Here is a 25,744-nt window from a genome sequence, read left to right as displayed (position 1 = left end):
GGCGTTTTTCTTTACATCCCGCGCATGACCAGCGCATCATCCAACTCGCGATACGCCTCCACCAGCTTATCCAGTGTAATCCGGCTCAATCCGCTGGGATTCGGCAATACCCAAATCTGCGTCGCGCCAATGGTCAGCGTCTGTTTTCCCCACTGCGCCCCACGCTGGCTAAGCCCCTGCTCAAATGCCTGCTTCCCAAGGATAGCGAGCGCGGCTGGCTGATACTCTTCTATTTTCTCAATAAGCAGACGACCGCCGCTACGCATCTCTTGTAGCTTCACTTCATTGGCTTGTACCGTTGGTCTGTCGACAAACTTAGTCACGCCGCAGCGAAAGTCCAGCAGGTGCTGTGCCTCTTCAGGTTTAAGCTGGCGATCGGTAAATCCCGCCTGATGGATAACTTTCCAGAAGCGATTAGCGGGGTGCGCAAAGGGGAATCCTGTACCTGCGGAAGAAAGCCCCGGATTGATGCCGCAAAACACCACCCGCAGCTCCGGTGCCAGTATGTCCTTAACCATAATTACTCCGAACAATACATCAGAGGAACCAGTATAACGGACTGAAAATACATTGTTTATAAAAACAGCATCCGTACGCTTATGTCTGGATTGCAACGCGGAGTTACTTTATAATCCACCGCCACGGCCCCTTAGCTCAGTGGTTAGAGCAGGCGACTCATAATCGCTTGGTCGCTGGTTCAAGTCCAGCAGGGGCCACCAAATAAAACAAGGAGTTAGATGATAAATCGTCTAACTCCTTTTTCTTTGGATGCAATTTGGGTCAGGTAATGGGTCAGGTAAGGAATTGCTACCCTGCCCTCTTCATCTCGTTACAAGCCCTCCCGGATAGTGATGAAAGTCAGTAGCATTGCCTGTAATATTCACCGCACCGAATTTTTACGGCATTGTTGCAACAAGCCAGTTGCCTGCCGCGCTCGCAGAATATCGACAGCCCGAAGGTAAGGGGATTGTTCCTGCCAGCTAAATCCCTTCCTGTCGATACGCACCAGTTCGTATTTTTCCACCAGGAAGTTGACTGCATCGGCCAGGGTAATCCCGGCATCAATATGTTCCTTAATAACAGTTTCATCACTGAACGGCGTGTCGTTTAGCGTCAGGCCATAGTGTTGTTCCAGCAGGCGTGTCAGTAACATTTGCCAGACAGCCACGGGTGACAGGCAGGGCTTCACCGCCCGCTGAGTTGTTGCAGGTAAAGTTTTCATATTTGCTCTCGTGAAATTCGTTAGCGTTGAGTGTGATAGACGGCGATGTATACATAGCCGCAACTGCCAAGGGTGTCGGCTTCGCAGGTGAAATCATTGTGGTACAGGGTGACGCAGTGGGCATGTTGGGGGCTGACTTCACCGGTGGCCAGCATCGATTCCATCTGGCGGATAAAGTGCGGGAATGTTTCATCCAGCTTCCGGCATTCGGCGTCACTGAATCTACCGGTGATGCTGGCCCGGTCAGCCAGGTAGTGCAGTCGGTTACCCTCCTGCACCAGACGGGCTCCCAGGCGCGGCGTGATATTCCGCTGCAGGCCCCAGATGATGTGGGTCATGGCGGCTCTCCTTTTATTGTCAGTTCAGGGTGATGCTCATCAGGCAGGTATAGGGCCCGTTACGGTCCTGGCGGCGTTCGGCGTATACCGCGAGGACTCCGGTGATATCCGGAACGTCCCTGCCGGTGTAATGACAGACGCTACCGTGCCACTGATATTTGCCGGTGCAGTAACGAAAGATTCGGGACTCAGGATGCTGACGGTATATCGTCATTGCCCGGCGTTTACTGATAATTTTCATGTAATACCTCACAACAGACCGTGTTCAGCGAACGAATAGATTTGCCTGCCGCCGACAATCAGATGGTCAGGGACGCGGATATCCACCAGCTGAAGTACCTGAACCAGTCGCTGCGTGAGGGCTTTGTCAGCCTGGCTGGGCGTCGTCTCGCCGGAAGGATGGTTATGCGCCAGTATCACCGCTGTCGCGTTGAAATACAGGGCACGTTTGACCACCTCCCGGGGATGCACCTCGGTACGGTTAATCGTGCCGGTGAAGAGCGTTTCATGGGCAATCAACTGATTCTGGTTGTCCAGATACAACGCCCGGAACTCTTCCCGCTCAAGCGCGGCCATATGCAGTCGCAGCCATTCACGTACGGCGTGGGTAGAGGTGAAGGCCACGCCGGGCTCATGCAGGTGGCGGTCCAGAGCCCTGAGCGCCCGCTGAATGAGACGCCGGTCCTGTGGCGTCATCTCGCCGGGTAAAAAGGAAAGCTGTTTCATCTGTTGCTCCTTCGGTCAGTCGATAATACGCAGAATGGCGTGGGCCTCTGGATGCTGCAGGGCGTAGTCCCGCAGGCGGTAATAGTGTTCAGTCATGGCATCGCATTGGGTGCGACAGGCGTGATGGCTGTACGCAATCAGGCAGACAGCAATACCTGCGGCTTCAGCACTCATATCCGAACCATTACCGTTCATGCCGTTGAACAGATGCCATTTATCGTCACCTTCAACATCAGGGGCCATAAACGCGCCGCCATTGCTGAGGGTGTAGAACGACCAGATGCCACCGCTGTAGGTCGCACAGAAACGCGCCATCCAGGCAAAAATACGCGGCTCCAGGGTTATCCACTGCGGAATGGTGCCAAAGTGCTGCGGCCAGAAATCGATACGCTGTTCATCGGGGACCGGCGTGACGGTCAGTTCAAATTCGGGTCGGTTAGCGGGTGCGAGGTCGTGCTGCGTCTGTGTTGTCATGGGTATGTCTCCGTCAATAAAAACGCCAGCGGCGATGGCTGGCGTATGGGGGTATAAAGTGTGTTCGGGGAGGTGAAATGTTGCGGGTAAATGCTTCGCGGTCAGCGGGTGGAGGTGTCTGTACGGATGCCTGAGGTGCGGATATAGCGGTTAAGACCTTCACCGGCATTCGGCTCAAAGTTCCATGCCCGCCAGACCATCCGGCTTTCAGCGTCACGAACCACCAGGCGGAAGTGACTGCCCTGGTCGTCTTCGAGTGTGATATTGCTGTAAGTGGTAGTGACCGCTTGCGCTTGTCTCCGGGTGAAAGGCCCCGGTGGCAGCAACACGGATTGGGACATTTTCGGGCTCCTGATAAAAGAAAACCCCGGCAGCCTGATGGCTGTCGGGGTGGGTTTGCGTAAGGAGGAACGGCTATCAGTCGTTACCGCAGTCTCCGAGAGTGGACAGAACTTTCTCTGCGTTCTTCCGGTCCACCGTGAAGCTCCCTGCTTTGTGGTCATTGACGTAGACGTCGAACTGCCCGGCCTCAGAGATATTGCTGATGAAGTCAAACCAGGCGTTATCGCCGTTACGCCAGCCCAGGCTGGACGGAATAATATATTGCTGGTGGTTCATCACTACTGTGATAGTAGTGTCGTCATCGTGCGAACTGACCATCTTGTCATCGGCAAGGGTAAGAAAGACTGAATGCTGATAAAAACCATTCTGGTCCGGGTTCCCTGTGCAGTTGATGGTAAACGTCCTCCCGCTGGCTTCGGTCACACTGTATTCCGTATTGCCCTGACCGTAACCCTGCTGCCAGAACCCCGGGATAGCAGAGGCATTAAAGCTCGCGAGCAGTACACCCACCAGCACAAACCGACTTAGTGAACGTATTATCATTTCTGTTTCCTTTATCGTTGTTTTTATTCGTGGTTCTCTGGGTTTGAGGGTATCAGCAGTCGACCCATCAGTTTGCCGTCATGGGCGTACTCAAAGTATCTTTCTTTGGTATACGGGTCCGTCACCTCCTGGTATTCCAGTTTGATGTTATCGGCAATACACAGCGCATTCATCAGTGGCTGGACGCTTTTTTCCTGCATATCCACGAGGTAGTAGTAACTGCCACCCTCGCAGCCATCGGGCGACTGGCGGGTACGTAAAATCTGCAAGGTGGGACCGGATAAGTAGTCAACCTGTGACCATTCTTCGCTGACATCATCCTGACGACTGACCACATCACTGAAGCGCGGCGGGGTGAGGTCCTTGAATTTGCTGATAGCCTTCAGGTCATCACTTCTGTCATCGCATGCGCTGAGAAACAGAGTGGTGGCAACCAGCGCCAGCAGAGGCAGTGTTTTACGTTTCATTATTTTTTTCCTGAAATCAGACGAACCACTTTGGCAAAGACATAAATTCCCACAAAAATACCCACCGGCACGCCGACGAACGGTGTCAGCGCGACACTGGCGGCACCTGCTGCCCCTCCGCCCGTCAGCAGTGCGGCAACAGTGGCAAGGGTCAGGGCCGTGAGGCTGTCGGACACCCCGGTTTTGTTCAGAATGATGACGATGACAACAATGGCGATAATGGCAATAACGGGCATAGGGCTCCTCCCTGTTGCCGGGTTGATAACAACGCTTGCGCTATTCTGGTGAGCTGTTGGCCGGAACAAACGCAAGCAGTGACTGCTGGATAAAGCGAAAATGGGGTAAGGCCTGAATAAACACCGGGTCTTCAACCAGACTGCACAGACTGTCGTTGCGGCGAAAAGTCTCTTGCAAGGGCTGAACCAGATGGATTTCATCCAGGGTGAATACGGCGATATGTCCGTCGTGCTCAGCCACCAGATACCAGGCCTGCTGGTGGATAAGTAACCGGCAGGGAGCCAGCCGCTCACAGCGCTGCCCCTCGGCAATCAGCGTCACCCGCCTGCGCCCGGTAATGGCCTGAATCAGTCGCCAGAAAGACAATGCGCCTGATGGCGAAGGAGCCGGACTGGCGGGTGCTATCACGCAGGGAGACTCATCGCACATCAGCAGAGCGTTCACCAGACGGCGGTCAAGGCCTGGAAAAAGTCCGGCCAGCCCGCTGCGGTGAGCAAAGATAAGCACGTCGGGCACCATCTGCATTTCACTGCCAGCAGTACGTAAGCGGCAATATCCGGACTGATACTCCAGGTCCAGATACATCAGCCGCTCGCGAAAATCACGCCGCAGCGTGCGCACCGACACACCAAACTCAGCGGCCAGCTTACGCACACTCAGCGTTTCCCCCGCCACCAGACGGCTGATTATCAGTGACAGTCTGACAGCCAGCAGGTCATGGCGGCGTTCTGCCTGTGTCATGAGACGTTCTCCGTGAAAGTTAACTGACTGAAAATGATGTGATTACTTTAAATAAGGGGGCGGACAGGGTATGGACACCACAGAAACTATTTTTTATTTCTGCAAAAGCCAGAGGCAGCGGGGGTTACAGGCCATCCCTCGGTGTGTAAGGACCGCCAGCACGTTGCGATGCGGACAGGTGGTGTCCGATATTAACAACGTGTCAACATGAAACGGTCACCGCAGTTGCGTGAGCATCGCTTCCGCCATCACCCACAGTGCCCGGTTAAGTTTCACGTCCCCGTCTATACCGCGAACGGCCCGGGTATGTGACCGTCCCCCTTTGGCATTACGGCCACTGAGCCCGCCCTTAATCAGGTTCTCCTGAATACGCTGATACGTGGTCCACAGGTCGTTACTCTCATCCTGCCAGCGGCGCGGGGAGAGGATCTGCGATTCAGTCACCGGCTGGTGGTCTTCACCAAAGCGGTACGTCAGCGCGACTTTTGCCAGTGCCTGCTGCGCCGGTGGCGGCAACAGCAACGACTGCATCGCATCCCGCTTCTCCTCCACACGGTCAAAAATGCCCAGCACTTCATACGCGCCTTCAATCACTTGACTTACCACGTCCCCCTTGTGCGGCACCCGCACCTCGCCAAATGACTCACCACAGACAAGACCGTTCTGACATACTGCTCTGAATAACCCCGGCAGCATCTGGTACGAACTGGTGCCATCATGTGAATTCAGCAAAATGATTTCCGGCACCTGCTTACCGGTAATCTGCCCCTCCCGACGAAGGCGCAGCATGTGTTTCGTATGTTCACGACGACCCGGGTCACGTACCCGGGTCTGACAGGCAAAGAACGGCTGGAAGCCTTCGCGCTGCAGGCTGTCGAGCAGGGAGATGGTGGGTATATAGGTATAACGCTCACTACGGGACTCGTGTTTGTCCTCACTGAATACACTGGGCACCACGCGAAACAGCTCTTCACGGGTTAAAGGGCGGTCGCGACGGATAAGATTTGCAGCGCCAAAGCGCGAAGCCAGACGGGTCATAAGCAGACTCCTCATAATGGGAAAACAAATAAAAGAAATCTCCGTCGCATCGGCGACAGGGTCAGGGAAATAACAGGGATGGGTTAAATACTCAGAAGAAGAAATCCCAGACTGCGCGGGCTACCGAGACCACGGTGGTGCGCACGGCCTGAATGACGGCCCGCACAGGTGCGGGTATCAGGGGAGAGGCACTGATGCTATCGAGTACGGCCCCGACGGTTTCACCAAAATCGCTACGAGCCTGCTCCTGGACTATCGTCGTGCGAAAGGAAGACTGGAGTTGCGACACTACCGGGCTGGTGGCCTCACGTGGCAGGCACTTTATCATTCGCTCGGCCATCACCCGCAGCCCCCACTGTAGACGGACCGATAAGGCACACACCGGATGGACGGGCTGGAACAGCTCATGCAGCAGACAAATTTTGCGGCTGATATTCTGCTTCTGCTCTGTGGACAATGGCCCCCCACCGCTGGTGGGCTCGGCCTTATCCGACTGGCTGATAACAAACAGCACCTTATGCCGGTATGCCTCCCCAATTACCTGATGATAAAAATGTTCATCCACTGCCAGTGCCCGGTCATCGGCCTTAATCAGCCACAGCACCAGGTCGAGCCGGGGGAGTTGTTCGCGATACAGTGCAGCATACTCGGTATCGCGAGCGCCACTTTCGCCCACGCCGGGCAGATCCACCAGCGTCATATGGCGGTCGCCAACTTGCAGGCGAAAGCGCAGTGGCTCACGTGTACAGGCCGCCACATCGCTGACTGGTGATACCTCACTGGCAAACAGGGCATTGCACAGCGAGGACTTACCCGCTCCAGTTTTGCCCATAATGCCAATCACTGGCTCGTAGTGGGTTAACTGATTTATCTGTTGCAGAATGCGTTCAGACACCCATTGCGGCAAGCCAGAAAGTGAGTTCTGCAGCGGCTGCAGTCCTTCATAATTGTTCATCACTACTCCTATGAAAAATAAAACAAAAACGGCAGGACCATGAGGTTCTGCCGTTAATCAGGTATGTTCAGAAGAATGATATATATCCGAAGAGTTTTCTAATGCACACAAGTGTGGGGAATTGGTAGAGCCTACGAAGCCGATTATCGGGAAAAGGCATTATCTAACTTGATTATAGATACAGTCGATAAGAACAAATTGCGATAAAATCGCAGCAATAGCCGTAACCAAAAATCAATAACAGGATAAAAATGACTAGTCTTCAACAACGTGCAGAACTACACCGTCAAATCTGGGCAATTGCCAATGATGTTCGGGGGTCGGTCGATGGTTGGGATTTCAAACAATACGTCCTTGGTGCGCTCTTCTATCGCTTTATCAGTGAAAATTTTTCCAGCTACATTGAGGCCGGTGATGCTAGCGTCCACTATGCTGCACTGGATGACAGCATCATTACCGATGACATCAAAGATGATGCCATCAAAACCAAAGGCTATTTCATCTACCCGAGCCAGCTGTTCTGCAATGTTGCCGCTAAAGCGAATACCAACGACAGGCTAAACGCTGATTTAAATAGTATCTTCGTCGCTATTGAAAGCTCAGCCTACGGTTATCCGTCTGAAGCTGACATCAAAGGCCTGTTTGCTGATTTTGACACCACCAGTAACCGCTTGGGTAACACAGTCAAAGATAAAAATACCCGCCTAGCTGCTGTGTTGAAAGGTGTTGGGGGCTTAAAGCTGGGTGACTTTAACGACCACCAGATTGACCTGTTCGGTGATGCGTACGAGTTTTTGATTTCTAACTACGCGGCGAATGCTGGTAAGTCTGGTGGGGAGTTCTTCACACCACAGCACGTCTCTAAGCTGATAGCTCAACTGGCAATGCACGGTCAGACCCACGTCAACAAAATCTATGACCCGGCTGCAGGCTCGGGTTCACTGCTGTTGCAGGCGAAGAAGCAGTTTGATGATCACATCATTGAGGAAGGTTTTTTCGGTCAGGAGATTAACCATACGACGTTTAACCTAGCGCGTATGAACATGTTTCTTCACAACATTAACTACGACAAATTTGACATCAAGCTAGGGAATACACTGACTGAGCCACATTTCGGTGATAAGAAACCTTTTGATGCAATTGTCTCTAACCCTCCCTATTCGGTGAAGTGGATTGGCAGTGATGACCCGACGCTGATTAATGATGAACGTTTTGCTCCGGCAGGCGTACTCGCACCGAAATCTAAAGCCGACTTTGCGTTTGTACTTCATGCGCTGAACTACCTCTCAGCTAAAGGCCGTGCGGCGATTGTCTGCTTCCCGGGTATTTTCTACCGTGGCGGTGCGGAGCAAAAAATCCGCCAGTACCTAGTCGATAACAACTACGTTGAAACAGTGATTTCACTGGCACCGAATCTGTTCTTTGGCACCACTATTGCCGTTAACATTCTGGTACTGTCAAAGCACAAAACAGATACCAGTATACAGTTTATTGATGCCAGCGAGCTGTTTAAAAAAGAAACCAATAACAACATCCTGACCGACAACGATGATGAGGACAATCTAGGCCACATCCAGCAGATAATGCGAGTGTTCGCAAACAAAATGGATATCGACTATCTGGCAACATCGGTGCCTTTTGAAAAGGTTGCAGCTAATGGCTACAACCTATCTGTCAGCAGCTACGTGGAAGCCAAAAACACCCGAGAAATCGTTGATATTGCGGAACTGAATGCCGAGCTGAAAACTACCGTCGGCAAAATAGACCTGTTACGTAAAGATATTGATGCGATTGTGGCTGAGATTGAAGGCATTGAGGCGCAGGCATGAGCGAGTTGAGTTATCTGGAAAAACTGCTGGATGGAGTTGAGGTTGAATGGTTGCCATTGGGTGATCTAGGCGAACTAGTACGTGGAAATGGATTACCTAAATCTGATTTCACGGAGTCGGGAGTACCTGCCATTCACTACGGTCAAATATATACTTTTTACGGACTATCAACTGAAACTACAAAATCATTTGTTTCTCATCAAACAGCGGAAAAGCTAAAAAAAGTAAATCCTGGTGATGTTGTTATTACTAATACTAGTGAAAATTTTGAAGATGTTGGCAAGGCGTTGGTATACCTTGGAAAAGAACAAGCCGTTACTGGTGGGCACTCCACGATCTTCAAACCCAATAATGAAATTATTGGGAAATATTTTGCTTACTACACTCAAACGGGATTTTTTGCAAGCGAGAAAAGAAAGTACTCCAAAGGAACAAAAGTAATAGACGTATCGGCAACTGATATGGCGAAAATTACTATCCCAACCCCCTGCCCGAACAATCCGGAAAAGTCCCTCGCCATCCAGTCTGAAATTGTCCGGATTTTGGATAAATTTACCGCAATTACCGCTGAGCTTACCGCTGAGCTTACCATGCGTAAAAAACAGTACAACTACTATCGCGACCAGCTACTGAGTTTTGATCAAGGTGAAGTTGAGTGGAAGCCGTTGGGGGACATTGGTGAATTTATTCGTGGAAAGCGCTTTACTAAAGCTGATTATGTGGAAGAAGGAATCAGCGTTATTCACTACGGTGAGATATATACGCGGTACGGTGTTTTTGCGACCCATGCCCATTCTCATGTCCGAGACGATATGGCTGAATCACTACGCTATGCAATGCCTGGTGATGTTGTAATGGCTGGTGTGGGTGAGACTGTTGAAGATGTTGGTAAGGCTGTGGCTTGGATTGGAAATGAAAAAGTAGCCATCCACGATGACAGTTATGCTCTTCGCCATTCAATGAACCCAAAGTTCATTTCTTATGTGATGCAAACAGCTGCATTCATTGATGATAAGGCGAAACATGTCTCTAGGGGAAAGGTCAATAGGTTATTAATTGATGGAATTGCAAAAGTCAAAATACCAATTCCATATCCCAATGACACTGAAAAATCACTCGCAGAACAGGCTAATATCGTCGCCATTCTCGATAAATTCGATACTCTGACCAGCTCAATCACCGAAGGCCTCCCACGTGAAATTGAGCTACGTCAGAAACAGTACGAATACTATCGTGACCTGCTGTTCAGTTTCCCAAAGCCTGAAGCCGTCAGCAACTGATTAACCGCTGATGCTGACTTTTTTATATGTGCCGGAAGCGACTCAATCCCTCTTCTGGCCTTTACCAACCGGCACACAGGATGCGCTATGACTCACAAAACCCACACCATTGCTGAATCCAATAACTTCATTGTTCTCGAGAAATACACCAGAACCTGGGAGTCTGTTGATAGCTACCAGAGCGAGTCAGACTTAGAGCGTGAAGTGATTCAGGATCTTCGCAATCAGGGCTATGAATTTCTTTCCGTTAAATCACCGACAGCGATGCTGGTCAATGTGCGGAAACAGCTTCAGAGCCTCAATAGTGTGGTGTTTAACGAAAACGAGTGGCGACGTTTCACGGAGCACTACCTGGACAGCCCGAGTGATAGCAGCCTCGATAAGACCCGTAAGATCCACATCGACTATATCTGCGATTTCACCTTCGATGACGGGCGGCTGGAAAATATCTACCTGATCGATAAAAAGAACCTCATGCGCAACAAAGTGCAGGTCATTCAGCAGTTTGAACAGAGCGGCTCACATGCTAACCGTTATGATATCACCATCCTGGTCAATGGTCTGCCACTGGTTCAAATCGAGCTGAAAAAACGCGGCGTAGCTATACGTGAAGCCTTTAACCAGATACACCGTTACAGCAAGGAAAGCTTTAACGGTGACAACTCACTGTTTAAATACCTGCAACTGTTTGTCATTTCCAACGGCACCGATACCCGCTACTTTGCCAATACCACAAAACGGGATAAGAACAGTTTCGACTTCACCATGAACTGGGCGAAGTCCGATAACACGCTGATTAAAGATCTAAAGGACTTTACTGCCACTTTTTTCCAGAAGCATACCCTGCTCAATGTATTGTTTGACTACAGCGTGTTTGACAGCAACCAGACGCTGCTGGTGATGCGCCCGTATCAGATTGCCGCCACCGAGCGAATTTTATGGAAAATTAACAGCTCCTATAAAGCCAAAAACTGGTCAACCCCAGAAAGCGGCGGTTTTATCTGGCATACCACCGGCTCAGGTAAAACCCTGACCAGCTTTAAAGCCGCACGTCTGGCGACCGAACTGGACTTCATTGATAAAGTCTTCTTTGTTGTCGACCGTAAAGACCTCGATTTCCAGACCATGAAGGAATATCAGCGCTTCTCCCCGGACAGCGTCAATGGTTCTGACAATACTGCAGGCCTTAAAAGGAATCTGGATAAAGACGATAACAAAATTATCGTCACCACAATTCAGAAGCTGAATAACCTGATGAAAGCGGAAGCCGACTTATCGGTCTATCAGCAACAGGTCGTCTTCATTTTCGATGAGTGCCACCGCAGCCAGTTTGGTGAGGCCCAGAAGAACCTGAAAAAGAAATTCAAACGCTTTTATCAGTTTGGTTTCACCGGCACGCCCATTTTCCCGCAAAACGCATTGGGCGCTGAAACCACCGCCAGCGTGTTTGGCCGCGAACTGCATTCTTACGTGATTACCGATGCGATTCGTGATGAGAAAGTGCTGAAATTCAAGGTGGATTATAACGATGTCCGCCCGCAGTTTAAGTCGCTTGAAAACGAAACCGACGACAAGAAACTCACGACAGCTGAAAACAATCAGGCTTTTCTACATCCGCGCCGTATTGAGGAAATTACCCGCTATATTCTTGCTAACTACCGTCAGAAAACCCATCGTACTTTTCCGGGGGCAAAAGGGTTCAACGCCATGTTTGCGGTTAGCAGTGTGGATGCAGCCAAAGCCTATTATGAAGCCTTTAAGCAGTTACAGCAGGGGCCAGAAAATCATACTGACACCCGTAAACCACTTAGGGTAGCGACCATCTATTCATTCGCTGCGAATGAAGAACAGAATGCGGTCGGTGACATTACCGATGAAAGTTTCGATGTCAGTGCCATGAACAGCAGCGCCAAAGAATTTCTTGATGCGGCCATTGACGACTATAACCGTCATTTCAAAACCAATTTCAGTACCGACAGTAATGGCTTCCAGAACTATTATCGTGATTTAGCCCAGCGCGTGAAGAAACAGGATATTGACCTGTTAATTGTCGTGGGCATGTTCTTAACCGGCTTCGATGCTCCAACTATGAATACCCTGTTTGTGGATAAGAATCTGCGCTATCACGGCTTGATGCAGGCATTCTCACGCACCAACCGCATTTATGATGCCACCAAAACCTTCGGCAATATCGTGACCTTCCGTAATCTGGAACACGCGACGATTGATGCTATCACGCTGTTTGGTGATAAGAATACCAAAAACGTGGTGCTGGAAAAGAGCTACACAGAGTACATGGAAGGCTTTAACGATATCGTCACCGGTGAAGCGAAACGTGGTTTTATGACTGTAGTCTCAGAGCTGGAGCAACGGTTCCCAGACCCGGCGAATATTGACAGCGAGAAAGAGAGAAAGTCCTTCGTTAAGCTGTTTGGTGAGTATCTGAGAGCGGAAAACATTCTGCAAAACTATGACGAATTTACCACGTTAAAAGCGCTCCAGAAGGTCGATACCAGCAACCCGGAGGCACTCGAAGCCTTCAAGGCCGAGCATTATATCGATGATGAGAAGCTCGCTGAATTACAGACTATTCGTCTTCCTGCCGAACGCAAGCTTCAGGACTACCGTTCAGCCTACAATGACATCCGCGACTGGCAGCGCCGCGAAAAGGCAGCGAATGATAAGGATGACTCAACCACCGACTGGGATGATGTGGTGTTTGAGGTAGATTTGTTGAAGTCTCAGGAGATTAACCTGGACTATATCCTCGGTCTGATATTCGAGCATAACAAACAGAACAAGAGCAAAGACGGGTTGACCGAAGAAGTCAGAAGTCTTATCCGCTCAAGCCTAGGCAACCGAGCCAAAGAAGGGCTGGTCATTGATTTTATTCAGCAGACGAACCTAGATGAACTGTCAGATAAGGCTGGGATTATTGATGCGTTCTTCGCTTTTGCTCAGCGTGAACAGCAGCGTGAGGCAGACGCATTAATAAAAGAAGAAAACCTGAATGAAGAGGCTGCCAAACGCTATATCCGTACGTCCCTGAAACGAGAGTATGCCACCGATAATGGTACTGAGCTAAACGAGACGTTACCAAAACTCAGCCCGTTAAACCCGCAATATAAAACGAAAAAGCAGTCAGTGTTCCAGAAAATCGTCGCATTCATTGAGAAATTTAAAGGGGTGGGTGGGCAGATTTAAGCGTGGGGGTTTGAAGGATATTGGCACTGATAACCTGTCTGTGAGCACAGCACCTCGGACATGGATCCACCTATCACAATAAGGAAATGAGTTAATGACCTTCTGCGATAAACTAAAAATACATCTGGAAAACAGCCAGCAAAATCAACCCCAACTGACAGTTATGATTGTTGAGCAGGCATTGTAGTCATGGGAACTGTATCCTATCAGGTAAAAAAAATCGGGATGCTGCTAGAGCAGCGCCTCGCTATTCCGTCATACCAGCGCCCCTACAAATGGAAACAAAAACACGTCAATCAACTAATTGATGATGTGTTAACCCACCAAAATAAACAGAGCTACCGCCTTGGGACTGTGGTGTTGCACCGGGATAAGTTAAAACCTGCTTATGAAGGTGAGCTCGATATCGTTGATGGTCAGCAGCGCCTTCTGACCTTAACCTTGCTTTGCTCAGTGCTCGATCAGAGTGGTGAGTTTTCAACGCCCCTGTTGGAACAATCTTTTGCTTCAAGGGTTAGCATCAATAACCTTGAGCACAATGCCAAAGTCATTGAGAACCGCCTCGTGGGACTAAATGATAACGAGCGCAAATCACTACTTCACTTCGTGTGTAACAAGTGTGAACTGATCGAAGTGACGCTCGATGATTTGAGCGAAGCCTTTCAGTTTTTCGACTCGCAAAACGCCAGGGGTAAGGCCCTCGCGCCCCATGACTTACTAAAGGCATACCATTTGCGCGAAATGATGGATGCTACAGAGCAAGCGGAACGACTACACCACGTTAGCCTGTGGGAGCAAGGAGTCAGTCCGGATGATGAATCCGCTAATCTACACCTCATTATGGGCGAGTATTTGTTCCGCATGCGCCGATGGCTGGATGGCGATTATGGCGTGCAGTTCAGCCGCCACAATCTTGAAGTGTTCAAAGGCGTCAACCTCTCCACCTCTGATTACCACTATCTGCAGTCTCTGCTCGCCCTGGATTTTGCAGTTGAGCACTACAATAACGACCCTATCAGGAAGTGGGACAAGCAGAAAAAAACTTATCCGTTTCAGGTTAATCAGTTAATAATTAACGGAAAGCGCTTTTTTGAGTATATCCAGCACTACAAATCCCTGCATCACACCCTATTTGAAGGTGACAACGCACTGCTTGGCAATTTCTTAAAAAAACATACCCGCTACGCTGGCAGTTCACGCAAAGGGGATATGTATATTAAAAATCTCTTTATGTGTGCAGTGATGGCCTATTACGATAAGTTTGGCGATAAAGAATTAATTCAAGCCGCAACAATCTGTTTTTGTTGGAGTTACTACTTGCGCTTGCAATATCAAAAAATCGGCATGGACAGTGTTGATGGCTATGCGCGTGAGCCCCGAGGACTATTGAGAGTGCTCGATAAAGCGATCCACCCACAACAATTCCTACGCTTTCAGCCAACGCGTTGTATAAACATTCGTTTTCAAAATGCCAAACCCGTAGAAGATTCAATCGCTCAGATGCAGGGAGAAGTACATGCCACTGAGTAACGATTTAGCCTTGCTGACCATCGAACAGTTATTCAGCGCTGATAGCCATTATGTTATCCCTATTTATCAGCGTAACTACGCCTGGGGCGCGCAGGAGATTGAACAGCTTATTCGGGACATTGCCGATGCTGCTGAAGCCCTTAAAAATGCAGAGCAACAGGAAGACCCGAAATACTATCTGGGCAGCTTGGTGGTATATGTCCGAGATGGCGCTGATAGCGCACACCAAGGCGTAATAGTCTATGAAACGATTGATGGGCAGCAAAGGTACACAACGCTGTCGATTTTGCTCGCATACTTAAAAAAAGTTGCTTGCTGCAGCGAACAAGATTTATCCCCGCTTCACCTAAATCTCGACTTTGACAGCCGTCCTAAATCAGCCCGAACGCTACATAACCTGTTTCAACAGGCTCAGAGCAATGATCCTGAAGAACCCTCAATCCGAGCGGCGTTTACTATTATTGAACGCTACTTTGAGAAAGAGAACATAGACACCAACAACTTTTGCCGATATCTACTCCAGCGCGTCACTATTTTGCGGGTTCCGGTGCCAACAGAGACTGATCTCAACCACTACTTTGAGATCATGAATAACCGAGGTGAACAGCTAGAAAAACACGAAGTGTTGAAAGCGAAATTGATGTCAGTTTACAACGGTGAAACTGCCGCAAGAAACGGCTTTTCTGCCATATGGGATGCCTGCGCTGACATGAATCGATATGTGCAATTGGGCTTTAGCTCAGAGGCTCGCAAAGCATTATTTGGTGAGCAGTGGCTAGGATTCCCGGCGAGTTTTGAGGTGATAAAATGCGCGATAGAAACTAATCGTGATACAGACGAAAAGCTGACTATACGGGATATTATCGAAAGACGACGCTTTCATCACACTGATGACAACGATGAAAAAGCAAAAGAGCAGCGTTTTGATTCGATTATCGATTTCTCCAACTTCCTACTGCATGTGCTAAAAGTGACAGTGGATAATGACGTGTCATTGGACGATAAAAAACTACTTCAGGCATTTGAAATCATAAAAAATGACCGAAAAAAAATCACCCAGTTTGCTTTTAACTTGCTGAAGTTTAGAGTCTTGTTTGACCGCTATATCATTAAGCGCGATCAGGCTGAGAAGTGGAGCCTGCTGACACTTGAGTACTATGCCAGAGACAGGAATTCGAGCTTCAGCTACAACAACTCTTTCGATCAAGATGAACTGTCTGGTGTAAACAAACAACTAGCGATGATCTTGTCGATGTTCCATGTCTCCCACCCTGCCTATGTTTACAAGCGATGGCTCAATCGCTCGCTGGCCATTTTGAATACTCTGGCTTTGGATCAACTGAACGTTGACGGAGCGGCTTACCTCAGAGAGCTTGAGCAACTCAGCCATGAGTTTTTGGCTGAGATTTGTGGTGAAAAGGAGCAATTCGATTCAGAGGCTCTGCACCGCGGTACCGGTGTGCAGAACTTTGTGTTCAATTTGCTCGATTATCGTTTGTGGCGTGATCTTAATGCTGGCCAATCATTTGATGGTAAAGGGCTTAATAATCCCGAGATTAAAAAGCATTTTGACGGCTTCCAGTTTTCACCGAGTCGAACGTCGGTTGAACACTACTTTCCTCAAACCGATCCTTCTGGCGCAAACCAAATGGGGGATGATGTCCATCGTTTCGGTAACCTCTGCCTGATCTCACCAAGCAGCAACTCGAGACTTAGTAATTATTCGCCGGCAGACAAGAAAAAATTCTACGTCGAAACAGAGCGAGCAGAGAGCTTAAAACAAGCAATCATGATGAGCTATGAGGAGTGGGGGCCGGAGGGACAAGGCTTTAAAAACATAGCAAGCCATGAATACGCGATGCTGACATTGCTCAAAGAGCATCGAGATATGACCCTACCAACCAGGAAATAATGCGTGCAACTGTGTTTTATAATATCAAGTGTGATTACAATCGCTGGCGGTGCCATAGTGCCGTTGGCGGTCTCAGCTCTGAACGATTTGAAAACCAAAAACCTGATTAGGGCTGTGTCTACCTTACGTGAGGTGGAACAGTATGTTATACAACCAAATTAGACGTCAGGATTCCAATATTTATGGAATCCTGAAAAGCTTGATACCTGCGACCGAGAATAGTTGTGAAGTATTTAGATCACTGGTGATGATGCAGTGAACCGATTGGACTGTGTCATAACATCTTCCTAGTTTTCGCAAAATTGTCACGGATGTCTAAATGGAGTCGAACGATTCAGGCGGAGTAGCCGCCAAGCACGGTTTCTTATTTCAGGACTGCGTAGCCGCTTACCATGTCACCAGAATGCTTCGTGACAAGACTATTCGCAGTGTTCGCTGCGAGGTCACAGACGATATCGACATTGTATCTGATGGATACATCGACTTCGTTCAGGTAAAAAGCACCGGCAAAGCACGTTGGAACATTTCGGACATCGTTCAGAATTCAAAAGGTGCTGATAAAAAGACGATCCCCTGCAGTTCAATTTTGCACAAATCAATGCAGTGTGAGCCTGACCCGGCCCTTGGACGTAGGTACTCCATCGTCACAGAGGAAAAGGTCAACAAAACCCTTGAGTACTTGACGATCAGCCCAAACGCCCGACTAGATAAGCTAGGTAGACAGGAACTCATCAATGATCTCAACAAGCGCACGAACAATTATTTAACAGACTCAGGTATAAGCGTTTCAGATTGGATCGATGCGGCTAAATGGGAAGTGTTTTCATCCCTGAGAGAACTTGAACTTCTGGGGATCAAGAACATACGGCTGGCCTCCCAAGATCTACATGGGGTCATTCTCAGTTCCGAAACTGTCGCCGAAGACATTTGGTGCCGCATCCTTGATACCGTGACGCGCAAGGGCGAGCATTCTCGACGCATTCACAGTGCTGATGACAAGTCCTACTTACGACCAGACCTGCTTGAGTGGTTCAAGCAGCGTGTCGAAGATGACCAATCTCGGTCAGGCCGCAAAATCTACGTCAAACGGGACTTACCCCACATCCTTACGCCATTTAGAGCGCCTATGGCTTCGGTCTGCGCTAAGCGTAAAGGCCAGGTTCTACATCAGCAGTACTCGCTTAAGAAATACCGCTACAAGCACATCGCGGATAACGTCTGCCAATGGTTGGATGAGGTCTTTCTCCGACCAAAAGAAATGTCTGATATTCATAAACTGACATTCATTGAAAAGCGAGAACGACTAAAGAATTCCGTCTTCAAGTCGCTCCATGACGTCAGCGAATTCCTGGGGCGAGTGTTGTTGCATGCAACGATCCGGCAGCACCACGAAAGCCAGCCTATCCCTTGCATGCTATACGTGGAAAAAGCAGGGGCCGAAAAAATTCTTGAAAACGTGCATATCGTTCGCCGCGATCCAGAAGGTGATCAGCTTTGGATTGGCTTCAGCGAGTTGGTGACTGATATTGACATTGCCGTCAGATTGCCGGAGATACGGGATCAGTTGTACGAGGACATTTCGGATTGCATCGATACAGCACGCAGAAAGATCCTCGACATTAAAGACGATAACTACCTGCTTCGCCACGATATTGACGAAATTCTTGATGGCAGCCAACCTTTCGATGCTCACCTCGATCGTTTCACGTTTGTTCTGTTCGTGGGCTACAACTCGAATCTGCTTACCGAGCCAGAAACGCCGGGGTTCGAGGGTGACCTGGAGAAGGAAACGACGGCGCTATTCGAAAAATTCGCGGCTGACCTTATCGAGGATTCGCCGTTTGCGAATCTTTGCATCCACGTATTCATTTATCCAGCCCCGAGTCTTGAGCGGTTAACCCAATTGGTTGATGAGAAGGTGAGAGAGGTTATATGACAGAGGTCTATGAACAGGCGAAACATAGCCTGCAGGGTGAGGACTTCTCATCTTTCAATTATCTGTTTGCGGTTAACAAGCTGTTGTCTAATCCTGTTTCGTATGACTTGGGACGGGACTTGATCGTGCGAGCTCTCGATTCGCGCGAACTATTTTCCGAGCACACCACAATTTTGAAAAATATGGTGAGAAAATCAGGTTTGTTCCCGTATCTCAAAAAGGAGTTCACTGGCCTGACACCGGATGACCTAAGGGTGCTTGAGCTATACCAGACCCCATTCTCGAATGGTTATGTTTTCCACTCAATGCAGTTCCACATATTTGATCTGCTTAAGTCCGGTCAAAACGTGGTGCTGAGCGCACCTACAAGCATGGGCAAAAGCGCAATCGTCGATTCATTGCTCGGCATGGGAACCTTGAAACGGCTTGTTCTGGTTGTTCCGACAGTGGCTCTTGCCGACGAAACCCGTCGCCGACTGCAAGAGCGATTCGGTGACCGATATCAGATCATCCACCACAGTTCCCAAGTGTGCCATTCCGATCAGGCTGTTTACGTGTTAACTCAGGAGCGAGTGAACGAGCGTGACGACATCGTCAACATTGACCTCTTCGTCATTGACGAGTTTTACAAGTTGGCGTTCCGACAACTGAAAAGCGGGGACATTGATCATCAAGACGAACGAGTCATCGAGCTCAACATTGCGTTGAGCAAACTGCTTAAGGTCTCCAGGCAGTTTTACCTGACTGGACCGTTCGTTAACAGCATTCGCGGTCTCGAAAGACTTGGGTATCCGCATACTTTCGTTTCTACCGACTTCAATACAGTCGCGCTAGATGTTAAGACGTTCGGCATCAAAGCGAATGACGACAAAGCCAAGCTCAACGCGCTAGGGGAAATCGCGCACGCATGCGTCGACGCAACGATCATTTATTGCAAGTCACCAACTGTTGCGGGCCAGGTGGCGCGCGAGCTGATCAGGCTTGGGCATGGCACTCCGACTGAGAGTCCTCATGTCGACTGGGTCAGAGAAGAGTTCGATGCCGACTGGGATTACACAGTCGCACTTAGAAACGGTATTGGCTTGCATTTTGGCGCGCTACCGAGGGCACTGCAGCAATACACCGCCGACCAATTCAATGCTGGAAAACTGCGCTTTTTACTCTGCACCTCCACGATCATTGAAGGAGTCAACACTATCGCTAAGAACGTCGTAATCTACGACAACCGCGATGGAACTCGCAGCATTGACAAATTCACCCATGGGAACATCAAAGGGCGCGCCGGGCGCATGGGCGTTCACTTCGTAGGCAAAATATTTTGCCTAGAGGAAATCCCGGAAGACAACCTCAATCAAGAGGTGGATATTCCGCTCGGTATTCAGGACATTGATACTCCAATCAACCTCTTAGCCAGCGTTCAACCAGACCACTTGTCCGAGTTTTCACAGGATCGCTTTGATGAGGTTTTCATAAACGACCGTGTTTCCATCGACCTTGTGAAGAAGCATTCGTACTTCCGTGTCGAGCAGTTCGAAATGCTGCAAAGTATGTTCGAGATGATGGACGACAACGAATTTTCCTCGTTGGTGTTTCACTGGACCCCCGCGACAAACTTTCTCAAGACCTTTGCAAAAATCATTGCCAGACTGGTTCCCCATACGTTCAGTCGCAATGGGGTCCCTGTTAATCCCACGGATGTCATGATCGCCAAACTTGCCGGTTATTTAAGTGCTGAAAGTTATTCGGAATATCTGAAAAATCAGATCGATTACGCACGACAGTGGGTTTCTGAAGGGGAGAAGCGCACTCTTTCCATTGCCCTCAACAATGATTTAAAGCTCATAACCAATACTTTCGGTTACACGTTACCTAAAGTGCTCAGCTTGATGGAGGATGTAGTTAAATACCACGCTTTGAAGCGAGGTATGCGCAGCAAAGTCGATTACACACATGTCAAATTGGCGTTCGAAAGTTTCCATCTACCACCAGGTGTCAATGCCTTAGAAGAGATTGGCATTCCCATTCAGACGTTACACCGACTGGTAGACTTGCTGGAATTTTCCGACGAGGCTGATGTGGATGAGTTGAGCCAGTATCTTCGGGATACTCAGGACATTTGGAGTAGATCGATTGGGTACGTTGATCAGATGTTTATCAGGCGCGCGCTCGGTATTAGACGACATTGATTTAGGTACGTTTGTCTACGGAACGCGGGAAAGCGACATTTTTGAATAACTCACATCTTCGGTAGGCTAGGTCGTCTACCAGGACGGGCTTCCAACCATCAAAAGATTACCGATATCTTAATACAAACAAATCAGGCCTTTCCAGCCATAAGAAAGGCCATTGTTGTAAAAAATAAATTACCCGCGACTGCAGCCGAAATTACGGTCTCCGTCACCGACTATTTTAGTCCTTACTTTGGTCATGTAATCCACCCTATTCATCAAATCGCTATAGGTCTGCTCAAAGTTGTCCCTTTTACGATTGAGAAGGTATTTGCCATTTGGCGGGTAATTAACTAACTTCCCCGAGCTATCTATAGGGATGCCAAGTGCACTGTACCAAGCTGTCGTTATCATTGTACGTAACGTGTTACGGTTTAAGTCGTAATCACCTAAATGATAATAAGCATCCTGATTGAAACACAGTATCAAATGGTAGTGCCGCTTCCCAATTTTTGTATATTCTCTGACCCATGCGTAACGTAAGGTAGAATGTCGACTCTCAGGCCAGTCTTTTCGTTGAGTTTTGATATGCTTATCGTGTTCAAGCTTTGCTTTTAACGCACTGGTAAAGCGAGATATAGCACCAGAGTCAACCCTAGGTTGAAAGAATGGATTATCCATATTTTCTGTATCAATTGGGTCATGCAGATCAACACGAAGAATCATTGAGTTAGGATGTTCGTTGAGGGAGTCATCAATAACCTGTTTTATTCTATCCCGATATAGGGATACGTGTGATCCGTATTCACTATCGTATGTCATATAGCATCCTGTTTTATGATATTGAAGTAAGTGATGGATTTAATATATATTACCTATCATGATAATAAACCCTTAACTGAGGTGGGCTCATGGTTCATTTTTACTCCTGAATTAAAACATTTACTTAGAATGAAGTTGCGGGGTTCAAACCAGCGAGAGCTATTAATGTAGTTTTCCCCCTCTTCCCTACAAGGATTTTATTTTGAGAGAACAAAGCACTCAGCAATTCATTTGCTTTACTACGATTCCTGAATTTATTAGGGCCATATTGGAGGATGGTGTTTTTCGTGATGAAAGGCTTACAATAACGAATACAATAGTTTTTTATCCAGCTGTAAAGCTCATCTGTTTCCGCAACATCTAAAGAAAACTTTTCTTTTTTGGAGAACAAGAGGATGTATTCTTCAACATACCAGGCCATTATATCCACTGCGGCTTTTACAGCGGCAATAGATATATCGCCCTCATCACCGCTGAAATAATGTAGTAAGGCAGCAAGCCTCGCCATATTCTCCGCCATTTTAGAAGCATAATCCTTAAAATCAGACAGGTAGCCAAGCAGCCTCATTTCTGACTCGACTTTGTTATAAAATTCGAGCCAGTTTTTTTCTGCTTCGGGAGAGAAACGCAGACACTGACGCTCATTTTCCTCATTTCTCGAAATGCTCTCATTAACAATGTCTATCAGCCGTTGATGAAATACCGGCAGATGCTCATTTGAGACAACCGGACTGGTAATTTGCCTGTTGCCCTGTGTTGAACCCGGTTGACATATCAAACATCGGGCGAAGAATCCGATCCCTTTCGCGGCATCGCCTTTTCGTTCCAGATACCCTTTTTTAAACACATCAGGCTGAATCATCAACCCCAGCGTCATTCTGGCATCTTTGATTAATTTATCTGGCTCGCTTTTTCTTTCCACGGAAAACATTGTGCCATCCCACATTTTATTGATGAACGGCAGTTCATTCAGCGCGTAGCCGTTAAAAATGGTGCCAGCTTCATCAGACATAAGCCCGATGGACCGCCAGCGTCCACAGAGAGAGTCTTTTATCGCCGCAGGTGTGGCATCGTTGTATATCTGCCTTAACCGGATCGGTGCTTTTGGAGACACCGCCAGTAGCACTTTCAGCCGTTCATTCGTTGTGGAGTGATCTTTATTACGGCGAATATCGGATTTCAATTTTGACATAAGGGCTTTCTTTTCAATATTAAAAACCGTTTCTTCATTCCTCCAGACAACTAGATCGTGTTTATATTTTTTAAACCATTCTTCTTCCAGTTGATACATTGGCTTCATCAGAAGTTTGTCCACAGTGCTTTTGCGCTCACCAGAATCAGCCAGTGTCAGTAAAAAAAGCGATACAGGGCTGCGCAGATTATTCAATCTGCACACATCAATTCGGTTCTGGCAGGCAAGCGAAATTACTCCCAATACCGATGCGGCAATCAAAGCTTGGGGAGCCTGGGTCTGCTGCTCCACTTCATATACCGCATTTCTAATGATCTGCGGGAACACATGCACAGGGAAAGGGCGACCGTTAAACATATAACACCTCTAATACAATTCAGGTTAAAAATTCCCGCACAAGTTGCTATTCCGCTATTAATAGCGGAATAGCAACTTGTGCGGGTCACTCAAAAAAATGATCCCCCTTAAAACTAACGTTCATTGATCCAATAGAGCAGATCACTTAATAGCCATCCGCAGGATTTCAGGCCAATAGGCTTACGTAGCGGAAACTTTCCAATCTGTTCAAGTTTCCACGCTGTAGAGCGGGAAATGGACGTGATACGCTGGCGCTCTCGTTCACGCACCAGACGATCACCTTGCTCACCATAATCACGCAGGATTTTCAGGCGTTCTTCCGGGGTGGGGGTGATAAATGTTGTACTCATACTGCCTCCTTTGTTTCAGTGGATGCAGCATGTCGCAAGTGGGTAACTGAATGACAGCAGCGGACACCTTATTAAGGTGTTAGCGCTTATTGCGGGGCTTAATGCGGTTGCTGTGTTTCTCGATTCAACTGGCGTGTCCACTCATTGATGATTTTTCCATCTTTAAAGTGGACGAAGCGCCATTATGACGATTTATTACCAGCGGGAGAGGGTCTATTGATTTTCATTCTCAATGCGTTTTATCCACTTAGCGATAGTGTCATCACTGAATGAGTCACTGAATCCATATTTTTTGGATGCCACAGTAAGCATCTCCGCCATTTTTGAAAAATTAACCTCACCATTACCATCAAGATAATGCTCTTTCAGCATGACATACAGGGCTATTCTTTCTGGCCTAGAAATGCGGGTTTGTTTTTCTTTTTTCACGCAGGGCATGCTTTCTACACTTTGTGGTGACAATTCATTTGCATCAAAAAACAATTCTGATTTATTTCGAAAAACTTCACTTGGAAATCTCAAATAATCCCAATCATCTTTACCATATACCGTAATCGCACCTGCAATATTATTATTTTCTCTGAAAGTATCCATATCCGTTAGCACGTAATGGTCTTCCGCAAAACGAGTCACTGGCGTAGCCTTTACCCGCCAGTAACCATGTGCATGCCCATTGTAGGTATAACGACATATCCCCAAGTAACCTTCCAGAAGTCGAGATTCAATTTCTGCATTTTTCTCCGGGTAAAACAGCCTTATTTTAAACTCTGGCATTTTTTCATGCTGATAATAATCCATGCCTGATTTAATTTTCCTCTCCCAATCTTTAAGAAGAAATTGATCTCCACCAAGGTGCCTGACGATCAGGCATGGCAAAGCATCCAACCGAATGTAGAGTGGAACTTTATGATCAAGCCAATCATTCAGTAAATTTTCAGACATGATATGGCACTTTTCAGATGCCATTGACAAAGGGTGAAAATCGGGCCGCTTTAATGTCATTCGACTTGTCGTCCTGTGTGGAGCTTCGCTGCTTGCGCTATATGTGCTTTATATATTGATTTATATAACTGAAAAGTGGCATTCAGTCTATGCCTTGCAAGCAGCCCCGTTACCCTCTAAAATTTCCAGATTAACTTAAGAGAACACAGCATCATGAAGAAAACACCTGTGACAAAAGCCCAAATCTATCGCGCCGTTGCCAGCTCAACCGCAATAGAAACCGGTGCTCCTGTGCAAAAAATTGAGCAGCAGCTTAAACGCAATCAGGCACAGGCAAAAGCCGTTGGCCTCGCCCGTTAATCTGGCAAGATGTCGCTCACCAGTTGCATCATAGGGCTGTAGTTCCCTGAGACACCCGCCTGTATTGCCTTGAAGTAAAACGCCTTGTGCTCATCCCACAGGCTGTAATCAAGTAAGCCCTTCCCTGCCAGAACCGACAGCACATCGCAAAGTAGCCGCGACAGACGCCCGTTACCTTCTCTGAAGGGGTGGATCAAAATAAACTCCACATGGCATTCAGCCAGATAACTTACCAGCTCCAGACGAGCCAGGGATTTGAGTTCACCAGACCGAGAAAGAAACTGCTTCTCGAAGCCATCAAGCAGCAGCGGAATCCTGTCGGCAGCCGCAAACTGAAAGCCATCCTTAGTTAGGTTGGCATTACGCAGCCTCCCCGCCCAGTCGTACACATTCCCCAGCCATTGGCGATGCCACCTGCTGATGTGCTCAAAAACCAGCGCCTCAGGCGGCTGGCTCTCAATAAATAGATGCTCATACAGCATCAGCAGCAAGCCAGACTCCAGCGTATCCATTTCCTGTTCATCAATGATTCCCAGCTTATTAGCCAGCACCAAGTCCCCAGAGCCCGGCTGATACCGTTCTTCCGCTGAATTAAGCTCATATTTTGACAAGCTTTTACCTCCGCCCAAACAAGTTAACAACGTTGTTTTCCTGCTGCCGTTGATAGTTATTAACCCGATCTTCCCAGATCTCAAGCGCCCTGCGCTTTTCAGTCAGATAATCATAGCGGTCATAGTGTTTCGAGCTGACGTCATTTAAAGCGTGTGAATCGCCACAGA

The 25,744-nt window shown here is 48.2% G+C and carries 26 protein-coding genes, 1 tRNA gene and 1 pseudogene; 9 read left to right on the top strand and 19 right to left on the bottom strand.

Annotated features, from left to right (window positions below):
• Positions 1-11 precede the first annotated feature (11 nt).
• Positions 12-518: a G/U mismatch-specific DNA glycosylase gene (gene mug, locus GHC22_RS03330; protein ID WP_008785849.1), complete on the bottom strand. Its 507-nt coding sequence runs from the start codon at positions 516-518 to the stop codon at positions 12-14.
• A gap of 125 nt (positions 519-643) precedes the next feature.
• Between mug and GHC22_RS03325 the strand changes: the two genes are divergently transcribed.
• Positions 644-719, top strand: a tRNA-Ile gene (locus GHC22_RS03325).
• 161 nt (positions 720-880) lie between these two features.
• Here the strand turns inward: GHC22_RS03325 and GHC22_RS03320 are convergent.
• The 12 genes from GHC22_RS03320 to GHC22_RS03265 form a co-directional block, all read right to left on the bottom strand.
• Complete coding sequence (locus tag GHC22_RS03320) at positions 881-1,222, bottom strand: TA system toxin CbtA family protein (protein WP_106929604.1); 342 nt, start codon at positions 1,220-1,222, stop codon at positions 881-883.
• A gap of 20 nt (positions 1,223-1,242) precedes the next feature.
• Complete coding sequence (locus tag GHC22_RS03315) at positions 1,243-1,560, bottom strand: type IV toxin-antitoxin system YeeU family antitoxin (RefSeq protein WP_106929602.1); 318 nt, start codon at positions 1,558-1,560, stop codon at positions 1,243-1,245.
• A gap of 19 nt (positions 1,561-1,579) precedes the next feature.
• Positions 1,580-1,801 (bottom strand): DUF987 domain-containing protein, encoded by a 222-nt coding sequence (locus tag GHC22_RS03310; RefSeq protein WP_106929599.1) that lies wholly within the window; start codon positions 1,799-1,801, stop codon positions 1,580-1,582.
• Positions 1,802-1,809: 8 nt separating this feature from the next.
• Positions 1,810-2,286 (bottom strand): DNA repair protein RadC, encoded by a 477-nt coding sequence (gene radC, locus GHC22_RS03305; protein ID WP_106929597.1) that lies wholly within the window; start codon positions 2,284-2,286, stop codon positions 1,810-1,812.
• Positions 2,287-2,301: 15 nt separating this feature from the next.
• Positions 2,302-2,760 carry an antirestriction protein gene (locus GHC22_RS03300; RefSeq protein ID WP_106929595.1) on the bottom strand — a complete coding sequence of 153 codons (459 nt, stop codon included), beginning with the start codon at positions 2,758-2,760 and terminating at the stop codon, positions 2,302-2,304.
• Between the two features lie 101 nt (positions 2,761-2,861).
• Positions 2,862-3,101 (bottom strand): DUF905 domain-containing protein, encoded by a 240-nt coding sequence (locus GHC22_RS03295; protein WP_106929593.1) that lies wholly within the window; start codon positions 3,099-3,101, stop codon positions 2,862-2,864.
• A 76-nt stretch (positions 3,102-3,177) separates the two neighbouring features.
• A complete protein-coding gene (ykfB, locus tag GHC22_RS03290) occupies positions 3,178-3,645 on the bottom strand; it encodes a protein YkfB (protein WP_106929591.1) in 468 nt (155 codons plus the stop codon).
• A gap of 23 nt (positions 3,646-3,668) precedes the next feature.
• Positions 3,669-4,112 carry a YfjS/YafY family lipoprotein gene (locus GHC22_RS03285; protein WP_153752218.1) on the bottom strand — a complete coding sequence of 148 codons (444 nt, stop codon included), beginning with the start codon at positions 4,110-4,112 and terminating at the stop codon, positions 3,669-3,671.
• A complete protein-coding gene (gene ypjK / locus GHC22_RS03280; protein ID WP_032181217.1) occupies positions 4,112-4,348 on the bottom strand; it encodes a protein YpjK in 237 nt (78 codons plus the stop codon). The genes GHC22_RS03285 and ypjK overlap by 1 nt, the downstream gene beginning before the upstream one ends.
• A gap of 40 nt (positions 4,349-4,388) precedes the next feature.
• A complete protein-coding gene (locus tag GHC22_RS03275; protein ID WP_153752216.1) occupies positions 4,389-5,090 on the bottom strand; it encodes a WYL domain-containing protein in 702 nt (233 codons plus the stop codon).
• A 216-nt stretch (positions 5,091-5,306) separates the two neighbouring features.
• Positions 5,307-6,128, bottom strand: coding sequence for a DUF932 domain-containing protein (locus tag GHC22_RS03270; protein ID WP_153752214.1), 822 nt, complete (start codon positions 6,126-6,128; stop codon positions 5,307-5,309).
• A gap of 91 nt (positions 6,129-6,219) precedes the next feature.
• Positions 6,220-7,083, bottom strand: a complete 864-nt coding sequence (locus tag GHC22_RS03265) for a GTPase family protein (RefSeq protein ID WP_153752212.1) — start codon at positions 7,081-7,083, stop codon at positions 6,220-6,222.
• A gap of 251 nt (positions 7,084-7,334) precedes the next feature.
• Between GHC22_RS03265 and GHC22_RS03260 the strand changes: the two genes are divergently transcribed.
• From GHC22_RS03260 to GHC22_RS03230, 7 genes are all read left to right on the top strand, one after another.
• The gene (locus GHC22_RS03260; protein WP_153752210.1) at positions 7,335-8,912 is read left to right on the top strand and encodes a type I restriction-modification system subunit M; all 1,578 of its coding nucleotides are present in this window, start codon (positions 7,335-7,337) and stop codon (positions 8,910-8,912) included.
• Complete coding sequence (locus tag GHC22_RS03255) at positions 8,909-10,192, top strand: restriction endonuclease subunit S (protein WP_153752209.1); 1,284 nt, start codon at positions 8,909-8,911, stop codon at positions 10,190-10,192. The genes GHC22_RS03260 and GHC22_RS03255 overlap by 4 nt, the downstream gene beginning before the upstream one ends.
• Before the next feature lie 87 nt (positions 10,193-10,279).
• Positions 10,280-13,396: an HsdR family type I site-specific deoxyribonuclease gene (locus tag GHC22_RS03250; protein WP_153752207.1), complete on the top strand. Its 3,117-nt coding sequence runs from the start codon at positions 10,280-10,282 to the stop codon at positions 13,394-13,396.
• Between the two features lie 189 nt (positions 13,397-13,585).
• Positions 13,586-14,926 carry a DUF262 domain-containing protein gene (locus GHC22_RS03245; RefSeq protein ID WP_153752205.1) on the top strand — a complete coding sequence of 447 codons (1,341 nt, stop codon included), beginning with the start codon at positions 13,586-13,588 and terminating at the stop codon, positions 14,924-14,926.
• The gene (locus GHC22_RS03240) at positions 14,913-16,838 is read left to right on the top strand and encodes a DUF262 domain-containing protein (protein ID WP_153752203.1); all 1,926 of its coding nucleotides are present in this window, start codon (positions 14,913-14,915) and stop codon (positions 16,836-16,838) included. Before GHC22_RS03245 ends, GHC22_RS03240 begins: the two co-directional genes overlap by 14 nt.
• Positions 16,839-17,157: 319 nt before the next feature.
• The gene (gene abpA / locus GHC22_RS03235) at positions 17,158-18,774 is read left to right on the top strand and encodes an anti-bacteriophage protein AbpA (protein ID WP_153752201.1); all 1,617 of its coding nucleotides are present in this window, start codon (positions 17,158-17,160) and stop codon (positions 18,772-18,774) included.
• A complete protein-coding gene (locus GHC22_RS03230) occupies positions 18,771-20,960 on the top strand; it encodes a DEAD/DEAH box helicase (RefSeq protein ID WP_153752199.1) in 2,190 nt (729 codons plus the stop codon). Before abpA ends, GHC22_RS03230 begins: the two co-directional genes overlap by 4 nt.
• 177 nt (positions 20,961-21,137) lie before the next feature.
• On the opposite strand, the gene GHC22_RS03225 is transcribed toward GHC22_RS03230, so the two are convergent.
• The 4 genes from GHC22_RS03225 to GHC22_RS03210 form a co-directional block, all read right to left on the bottom strand.
• Positions 21,138-21,764 (bottom strand): inovirus Gp2 family protein, encoded by a 627-nt coding sequence (locus GHC22_RS03225; protein ID WP_153752197.1) that lies wholly within the window; start codon positions 21,762-21,764, stop codon positions 21,138-21,140.
• Between the two features lie 124 nt (positions 21,765-21,888).
• Complete coding sequence (locus GHC22_RS03220) at positions 21,889-23,313, bottom strand: YfjI family protein (protein ID WP_153752196.1); 1,425 nt, start codon at positions 23,311-23,313, stop codon at positions 21,889-21,891.
• Between the two features lie 113 nt (positions 23,314-23,426).
• Positions 23,427-23,663, bottom strand: coding sequence for an AlpA family transcriptional regulator (locus GHC22_RS03215; RefSeq protein ID WP_153752194.1), 237 nt, complete (start codon positions 23,661-23,663; stop codon positions 23,427-23,429).
• Between the two features lie 213 nt (positions 23,664-23,876).
• On the bottom strand, positions 23,877-24,605 hold the full coding sequence (locus GHC22_RS03210; protein ID WP_227675403.1) for a hypothetical protein: 729 nt from the start codon (positions 24,603-24,605) through the stop codon (positions 23,877-23,879).
• Between the two features lie 213 nt (positions 24,606-24,818).
• Between GHC22_RS03210 and GHC22_RS03205 the strand changes: the two genes are divergently transcribed.
• On the top strand, positions 24,819-24,965 hold the full coding sequence (locus GHC22_RS03205; protein ID WP_153752190.1) for a hypothetical protein: 147 nt from the start codon (positions 24,819-24,821) through the stop codon (positions 24,963-24,965).
• Here GHC22_RS03205 and GHC22_RS03200 read toward each other — a convergent pair.
• Both GHC22_RS03200 and GHC22_RS03195 read right to left on the bottom strand, forming a co-directional pair.
• Entirely contained in the window at positions 24,962-25,576 is a 615-nt protein-coding gene (locus tag GHC22_RS03200) for a Fic family protein (protein ID WP_182945211.1), read from the bottom strand. The genes GHC22_RS03205 and GHC22_RS03200 overlap by 4 nt on opposite strands.
• Before the next feature lie 4 nt (positions 25,577-25,580).
• Positions 25,581-25,733 (bottom strand): annotated as a pseudogene (locus GHC22_RS03195) (integrase); the annotation flags it as partial.
• Between the last annotated feature and the right edge of the window lie 11 nt (positions 25,734-25,744).

The organism is Citrobacter sp. H12-3-2, from assembly GCF_009649895.1.
Lineage (GTDB): Bacteria > Pseudomonadota > Gammaproteobacteria > Enterobacterales > Enterobacteriaceae > Citrobacter > Citrobacter portucalensis.
This window is presented reverse-complemented; position numbering and strand designations above follow the sequence as displayed.

Coding starts and splice junctions, on each gene's coding strand:
- GHC22_RS03205 (WP_153752190.1), top strand. CDS start 24,819: ATGAAGAAAACACCTGTGACAAAAGCCCAAATCTATCGCGCCGTTGCC.
- GHC22_RS03275 (WP_153752216.1), bottom strand. CDS start 5,090: ATGACACAGGCAGAACGCCGCCATGACCTGCTGGCTGTCAGACTGTCA.
- GHC22_RS03210 (WP_227675403.1), bottom strand. CDS start 24,605: ATGTCTGAAAATTTACTGAATGATTGGCTTGATCATAAAGTTCCACTC.
- abpA (WP_153752201.1), top strand. CDS start 17,158: ATGGAGTCGAACGATTCAGGCGGAGTAGCCGCCAAGCACGGTTTCTTA.
- GHC22_RS03260 (WP_153752210.1), top strand. CDS start 7,335: ATGACTAGTCTTCAACAACGTGCAGAACTACACCGTCAAATCTGGGCA.
- GHC22_RS03255 (WP_153752209.1), top strand. CDS start 8,909: ATGAGCGAGTTGAGTTATCTGGAAAAACTGCTGGATGGAGTTGAGGTT.
- GHC22_RS03300 (WP_106929595.1), bottom strand. CDS start 2,760: ATGACAACACAGACGCAGCACGACCTCGCACCCGCTAACCGACCCGAA.
- GHC22_RS03320 (WP_106929604.1), bottom strand. CDS start 1,222: ATGAAAACTTTACCTGCAACAACTCAGCGGGCGGTGAAGCCCTGCCTG.
- mug (WP_008785849.1), bottom strand. CDS start 518: ATGGTTAAGGACATACTGGCACCGGAGCTGCGGGTGGTGTTTTGCGGC.
- GHC22_RS03250 (WP_153752207.1), top strand. CDS start 10,280: ATGACTCACAAAACCCACACCATTGCTGAATCCAATAACTTCATTGTT.
- ypjK (WP_032181217.1), bottom strand. CDS start 4,348: ATGCCCGTTATTGCCATTATCGCCATTGTTGTCATCGTCATCATTCTG.
- GHC22_RS03215 (WP_153752194.1), bottom strand. CDS start 23,663: ATGAGTACAACATTTATCACCCCCACCCCGGAAGAACGCCTGAAAATC.
- GHC22_RS03245 (WP_153752205.1), top strand. CDS start 13,586: ATGGGAACTGTATCCTATCAGGTAAAAAAAATCGGGATGCTGCTAGAG.
- radC (WP_106929597.1), bottom strand. CDS start 2,286: ATGAAACAGCTTTCCTTTTTACCCGGCGAGATGACGCCACAGGACCGG.
- ykfB (WP_106929591.1), bottom strand. CDS start 3,645: ATGATAATACGTTCACTAAGTCGGTTTGTGCTGGTGGGTGTACTGCTC.
- GHC22_RS03225 (WP_153752197.1), bottom strand. CDS start 21,764: ATGACATACGATAGTGAATACGGATCACACGTATCCCTATATCGGGAT.
- GHC22_RS03240 (WP_153752203.1), top strand. CDS start 14,913: ATGCCACTGAGTAACGATTTAGCCTTGCTGACCATCGAACAGTTATTC.
- GHC22_RS03270 (WP_153752214.1), bottom strand. CDS start 6,128: ATGACCCGTCTGGCTTCGCGCTTTGGCGCTGCAAATCTTATCCGTCGC.
- GHC22_RS03285 (WP_153752218.1), bottom strand. CDS start 4,112: ATGAAACGTAAAACACTGCCTCTGCTGGCGCTGGTTGCCACCACTCTG.
- GHC22_RS03310 (WP_106929599.1), bottom strand. CDS start 1,801: ATGAAAATTATCAGTAAACGCCGGGCAATGACGATATACCGTCAGCAT.
- GHC22_RS03315 (WP_106929602.1), bottom strand. CDS start 1,560: ATGACCCACATCATCTGGGGCCTGCAGCGGAATATCACGCCGCGCCTG.
- GHC22_RS03295 (WP_106929593.1), bottom strand. CDS start 3,101: ATGTCCCAATCCGTGTTGCTGCCACCGGGGCCTTTCACCCGGAGACAA.
- GHC22_RS03230 (WP_153752199.1), top strand. CDS start 18,771: ATGACAGAGGTCTATGAACAGGCGAAACATAGCCTGCAGGGTGAGGAC.
- GHC22_RS03265 (WP_153752212.1), bottom strand. CDS start 7,083: ATGAACAATTATGAAGGACTGCAGCCGCTGCAGAACTCACTTTCTGGC.
- GHC22_RS03220 (WP_153752196.1), bottom strand. CDS start 23,313: ATGTTTAACGGTCGCCCTTTCCCTGTGCATGTGTTCCCGCAGATCATT.